Raw genomic sequence first — 6,090 nt, forward strand, 5'->3', positions numbered from 1 at the left:
GGGGGTCAATTTGGGGTTGGAAATGGTTGGCGGAGATAATTTTATACATACACTTAAATGTTTGGCACCGATGGGAAGAATTGTGGTCTATGGTAATGCCAGCAGTGAGCCGTATCAATTTGATCCAACAAGGCTTATGCGTCGAAATCAAACTGTGATTGGCTTTTTTCTGCCGCAAATTATGAGAAATCAAGATCTGTTAAGATCTAGCATGACTGAATTATATACCTATGTTGCTGCAGGAAAGCTAAAGCTGACGATTGGTGATGTCTTTTCTTTAGATCAAGCGGGAGAGGTTCATGAAGCGATGCAATCAAGAAAAACAAAGGGTAAACTGATTCTTGAGGTGAAAAATCACCGAAACTGCTTGGAAGATGTCTAGTGAGTGATGCAGTGTTCTAAGGAATACTTTTTATTTATGACCGTATAAATTACCTGCTATTCGCCCCATTCTAAGGTAGGCGGTAAAACGCTTGAAGCAAGAGTTCAGCAAAGAAAGGGTGTTCTAAATGAAAAGGAAGGCCAATGTCGACGGTGCTGTCAAAACCAGCAAGACACCAAAGCGCAATCAACGAGAAAATGAATATGCTAATGAATTTGCCGCTGATGAAAACCCAATGAAGGGTGCAAATCGGAATTCCAAGCATGGTCGTGAAGGAAAATGACGATAAAACAAAAGCATAAAGAAGCGGAAAAAAAGACGGAGTTACTTAGTAAAAGTAGAGAAGAGTTTGGTATGGAATTTTCAGGAGATTTGAATGCTGCAAAAATCTATGAGCTGCTTAATTCTGATAAACAAAAAAAATAGGGGTTTCGGCCATTATTGGCCAAAACCTATCCTATTTATTGGTTGAGAAGATGGCTGTTCCAACTCCTGATGGATCAAAATAAGCAAGCATAATACATTGGCCTCTATTGACTTCACCACTTTGTATATACTGTGATATATCGAAAGGTACTTCTTCTAGCATGGTATGCTTGTACAAATCTTTCTCTGTCAGACTGAGGTTGATAAAGTCTGTCCCAAGCCTGTTAGGATCCTCTAATACGGAGGAATAAACGGCTGACCGTTCCAGCTTGTTATATGATTGCTCCCACCAAGGCTTTCTAGGTTTGTATTTATGCGTCTTGAAATAATCATATTTCATTAACCCGAGAACCACATCAAAGTCCTCAATTTCCTTATCTCCAAGAAATTGATAGAGCCTGCGGAATAAATCTTCTAGTTGGTGGCCAATTCTTGACCAGCCCCTCTCCTCCCAATATGTCCCGAATTCTTGGAAGAAATCAAATGGTGACGGAAACACCTTTGTGACCAAATACTCCACCGTAGCATTCATTCGATGGTCGTTCCAGTATTTCTCCAACACGTCTTCCACTTGTTTTATACGAATAATGTCGTCAAATGGCAGGACATTATTTGCTAAGATTTCATAGGGTGCATGATCGCTGTAGATATACTGATGATCATTAGCACGAATGCGTAAACCCGTTCCCCGAAGCATCTTTAAAAAGCCAAGCTGCAGCTCTTCAGGCCGCATTGCAAATACATCGTTAAAGGTCTTGCGGAAAGAGTGGTAGTCTTCTTCAGGAAGACCGGCAATTAAATCCAAATGCTGATCAATTTTCTTTCCTTCTTTAACCATCGTTACCGTACGAGACAGTTTTTCGAAATTCTGTCTGCGTTGAACCAGCTCATTTGTTTGATCGTTTGTAGACTGAACGCCGATCTCAAACCGGAATAGCCCTGCAGGTGCATGATCATTTAAAAATTGAATAACCTCAGGTCGCATGATATCAGCGGTTATTTCAAATTGAAAGACGACGCCAGGGAGGTGTTCATCAATTAAGAACTGAAACATTTCCATGGCATAACTTCGGCTGATATTGAAGGTCCGATCAACAAATTTAATCGTTTTCGCACCATGATTCATCAAGTAACGAATATCATCCTTAATCTTTTCTCGGTCAAAGTAGCGCACGCCTACTTCAATAGAGGACAAACAAAATTGACAGCTGAATGGGCATCCTCTGCTCGTTTCAATATAGGTGACTCGCTTTCCTAATTCAGCACGATCTTCTTCAAATCGATAGGGAGAAGGGATGGATTTTAAATCGAGTTTCCCTATCTGTGGATGAATAACGTTCTTACCATCTCGTCGGTAGGCAATTCCACCAATTTTAGAAAAGTCACGAGCTCCATAAATCTCTGCTAAAAGGGACTTAAAGGTAATTTCGCCTTCACCAACTACGATGAAGTCTACTTCAGGTATGCGCTCGAGCCATTCTGTTACGTCATAGGTCACCTCTGGTCCACCGAGAATAATACATAGGTCAGGTTGAATTTTTTTTAGAGCTTGGATGACTTTAATGGTTTCTTCGATATTCCAAATATAGCAGCTGAACCCTATAACATCAGGTTTTTTTGAATAGAGCTCGCTGACGATGTTTAATATAGGATCTTTAATCGTATATTCAGCTAGCTGAACCGGGAATTCAGGTTCGGCATAGGCTTTTAAATAGCGAATGGATAAACTGGTGTGAATATATTTAGCATTTAACGTACACATAATGGTTTTCATAAACGTTAAGAAAGCTCCTTTCAATCCGTACACAACTTTGTAGCTAACGGTTTATTTTACCATAGTATGGTCATAAAGAAAGCTAAACTAACTTCAAACTAAACCGAAAAGTGTGATTTTTATTCAATCCTTATATAATAAAATGATAGAAGTTAGAGTGGGGAGAAAAAGACCATGGATTATAAGAAAATTAAACCGAAAAAAATATATGAGCAGGTTGCAGATGAAATTTTTGAAAGTATAAAAAGCGGACAACTTAAGCCGGGAGAAAAGCTGGATTCAATTGAGCGTCTGGCGGAAAATTTCCAAGTCGGTCGTTCTGCCATACGTTAAGCGCTAAGTGCGTTGCGTTCTATGGGGCTGATTGAATTAAAGCAGAATGTGGAGAAAGTACTGACTCATTTTCTGAAAAAGTAATAATTTTGGTCATGATATGAGGATTGGTATATATCAAAAAAATAGTATAATTTTAACAAATAAAAAATATTCTACTCAGATGATGAAGTGCTTTTTTATCTAAGTCATCAGATGACCTGTTGAATTATATGTACAATCAGGATGGAGGAATGAGAATGAAAGTGACCCTGTTTTCTACATGCCTAGTTGATATGTTTCAATCCAATGTTGGGAAAGCAACAGTAGAGTTACTTGAACGCTTAGGATGTGTGATCGACTTTCCGGAATCACAGGTTTGCTGTGGACAGCCAGCGTATAACAGCGGATATGTTAATGAAGCAAAAGAGCCTATGAAGCGGATGATCGAGACCTTTAAGGATGCTGAGTATATTGTCACTCCTTCAGGATCATGTGCAGCGATGTTTAAGGAATATCCGCATGTGTTTAAGGGCGATGAAAAGTGGGAGAAAAAGGCGATTTCTATTGCTGAACGAACGTATGAGCTATCACAATTTATTGTAGATGTATTAAAAATTGAAGACGTTGGAGCAAGACTTGAGGGTACAGCCGCCTATCATACTTCCTGTCATATGACACGTCTTCTCCATGTGACAGACGCTCCGTTTACATTGCTTAAACATGTGAAGGGGCTTGAAGTGGTTCCATTGCCTGGTGCACATAATTGTTGTGGATTCGGAGGTACGTTTTCAGTGAAAATGGGACAGATTTCCGAGCAGATGGTTGATGAGAAGGTGATGAATATCAACGGTACAAAAGCAGATTATCTCATTGGCGGTGATGCCGGCTGCTTAATCAATATTGGCGGACGTATTGAGCGAAAAGGAATGCCAATCAAGTCTATGCATCTCGCTGAAGTACTGAACAGTCGTTGATAGGTGGATAGATAAAAAGAAAAGGAGTGTAGCATATGCCAATGAAAATCGGCTCGGAGAATTTTAAAGAACGGGTGGATTCCGGGATTCAAAATGATTTTATGCGGGCAGCCGTATCAGGTGCTCAAGAACGCTTGCATGGGCGGAGATTGGCTGCTGCAGAAGAACTCGGTAATTGGGAGGAATGGCGCTCTCATGGTGAAGAAATCAGAAAGCATGTGCTGGAGAACCTTGATTACTATCTTAATCAGTTAGCTGAAAACGTTGCCCAACTTGGCGGCCACGTGTTTTTTGCCGAAACTGCAGAAGATGCAAACACATATATTAAAGAAGTGATACAAAAAAAGAATGGCAAAAAAGTAGTTAAATCTAAATCCATGGTGACAGAGGAAATTAATTTAAATGCAGCGCTTGAAGAAGTTGGCTGTGAGGTGCTTGAAACAGATTTGGGTGAATATATTCTTCAAATTGATGATCATGATCCGCCTTCCCATATCGTTGCTCCAGCACTTCATAAGAATAAAGAGCAAATTCGCGATGTGTTCAAGGAAAAGCTGGGCTATACAAAAACGGAAAACCCAGATGAGCTGACCGCTCATGTTCGGGAAATTCTTCGAGAAAAGTTTCTGCAAGCTGATATTGGCATAACGGGCTGCAATTTTGCAGTTGCTGAGACGGGGTCTATTTCGTTAGTGACAAATGAAGGAAATGCTGATCTTGTCACAAGCCTCCCTAAAACACAGATTACTGTAATGGGAATGGAACGGGTGGTTCCTACTTATGAGGAACTTGAAGTCCTTGTTAGTCTTTTAACAAGGAGCGCCGTAGGCCAAAGACTTACGAGCTATATCACGGTATTGACCGGACCTAAACAAGTTCATGAGGCAGATGGACCAGAAGAGTTTCATTTAGTCATCGTTGATAATGGACGTTCTAAAATTCTTGGTACAGAATTTCAATCCGTTCTTCAATGTATTCGCTGTGCTGCTTGTGTGAATGTTTGTCCGGTATACCGGCATGTAGGCGGGCATGCATACGGCTCAATCTATTCAGGACCAATTGGAGCGGTTTTATCACCTCTTCTCGGCGGTTATGAAGATTATAAAGAACTTCCATATGCTTCTACCCTTTGCGCCGCGTGTACGGATGCTTGTCCAGTTAAAATTCCTCTTCATGAACTTCTCTTACTCCACAGGCAAGTAATCGTTGAAAAAGAGGGGAAAGCCCCCATATCAGAAAAGCTGGCAATGAAGGCGTTTGGTTTAGGTGCTGCTTCACCTAGGCTCTATAAATTTGGTTCGAAAATTGCGCCATCTGCAATGAGTCCGTTTACAACGGGGACAAGTATTTCTAAAGGACCGGGTCCATTAAAAGCGTGGACGGAAAGCAGAGAATTTCCAGCGCCTAATAAGGAACGATTCCGTGACTGGTTCAAGAGTCGTGATAAGGAAGGGGAAAAATCATGACAGGTATAATACACAATCGAGATGTATTTATGAAAAATATTGCCCGTCAATATGGAAGAACTTCAAAAAAAGAAGTGAAACGGCCGGATTGGGCGTATCGACCACAAGATGAGGTAATGAAATCAGCATCCACCGAAGATCTCTTATTCGTGTTAAAGGAACATTGTAAGCGGGTTCACACAGACTTTTATCAAACAAGTGTATCCGATCTCCCAACTACACTACGGTATGTGATCAACGAATTTGGCGGAGGACGGATTATCCTCCCAAAAGATAATCGATTTATGGAATATGGACTTTCAGAGTCAATGGCAGATCATCATGTGGATGTATGGGACTATACAAAGGGAAGAGAAAATATCAAGCTTGCTGAAAGAGCCAATATCGGTATTACATTCAGTGAAATAACCCTAGCCGAATCAGCTACGGTCATATTATTCAGTGACTTTAATAAGGGAAGAACGGTTTGTATGCTTCCTAGAACTTATATCTCTATTATTCCAAAAAGCAGTATTGTGCCAAGGATGACACAAGCAGCACAACTTATTCGGCGAAAAGTAAAAAATGGTGAGATCCTTCCTTCCTGTATAAACTTTATTACAGGACCGAGCAATTCAGCTGATATAGAAATGGACCTCGTTGTCGGGGTCCATGGACCTGTAAGAGCAGCTTACATAATAGTTGAAGACAAATAAAGCCAAAAAAAACCTCAAACTCTTGAGGTTTCAGTTTGTCGACAAAAGAGGTCAGGAA

At 40.6% G+C, this 6,090-nt stretch carries 7 protein-coding genes and 1 pseudogene; 7 read left to right on the forward strand and 1 reads right to left on the reverse strand.

The window, feature by feature from the left end; all coding sequences use genetic code 11:
- The 3 genes from AC52RT_RS00885 to ykzE all read left to right on the forward strand — a co-directional run.
- Window positions 1-382 (forward strand): zinc-binding dehydrogenase (locus AC52RT_RS00885; RefSeq protein WP_495539008.1); only part of this gene is annotated, 382 nt, incomplete at its 5' end.
- Window positions 383-509: 127 nt separating this feature from the next.
- Window positions 510-665, forward strand: a complete 156-nt coding sequence (gene ykzP / locus AC52RT_RS00890) for a protein YkzP (RefSeq protein ID WP_495539009.1) — start codon at window positions 510-512, stop codon at window positions 663-665.
- Window positions 662-808, forward strand: a complete 147-nt coding sequence (gene ykzE / locus AC52RT_RS00895; protein WP_495539010.1) for a protein YkzE — start codon at window positions 662-664, stop codon at window positions 806-808. Before ykzP ends, ykzE begins: the two co-directional genes overlap by 4 nt.
- 31 nt (window positions 809-839) lie before the next feature.
- Here the strand turns inward: ykzE and AC52RT_RS00900 are convergent, their stop codons facing one another.
- Window positions 840-2,582 carry a B12-binding domain-containing radical SAM protein gene (locus tag AC52RT_RS00900; protein ID WP_495539011.1) on the reverse strand — a complete coding sequence of 581 codons (1,743 nt, stop codon included), beginning with the start codon at window positions 2,580-2,582 and terminating at the stop codon, window positions 840-842.
- A gap of 174 nt (window positions 2,583-2,756) precedes the next feature.
- Here AC52RT_RS00900 and AC52RT_RS00905 point away from each other — a divergent pair.
- The 4 genes and pseudogenes from AC52RT_RS00905 to AC52RT_RS00920 form a co-directional block, all read left to right on the forward strand.
- Window positions 2,757-2,912: pseudogene (locus AC52RT_RS00905) on the forward strand (GntR family transcriptional regulator); the annotation flags it as partial.
- Window positions 2,913-3,154: 242 nt separating this feature from the next.
- A complete protein-coding gene (locus AC52RT_RS00910) occupies window positions 3,155-3,871 on the forward strand; it encodes a (Fe-S)-binding protein (RefSeq protein WP_495539012.1) in 717 nt (238 codons plus the stop codon).
- A gap of 35 nt (window positions 3,872-3,906) precedes the next feature.
- The gene (locus AC52RT_RS00915) at window positions 3,907-5,337 is read left to right on the forward strand and encodes a LutB/LldF family L-lactate oxidation iron-sulfur protein (protein ID WP_495539013.1); all 1,431 of its coding nucleotides are present in this window, start codon (window positions 3,907-3,909) and stop codon (window positions 5,335-5,337) included.
- On the forward strand, window positions 5,334-6,032 hold the full coding sequence (locus AC52RT_RS00920; protein WP_495539014.1) for a LutC/YkgG family protein: 699 nt from the start codon (window positions 5,334-5,336) through the stop codon (window positions 6,030-6,032). The genes AC52RT_RS00915 and AC52RT_RS00920 overlap by 4 nt, the downstream gene beginning before the upstream one ends.
- Window positions 6,033-6,090 lie beyond the last annotated feature (58 nt).

The sequence above is a fragment of the Peribacillus sp. genome, assembly GCF_059453735.1.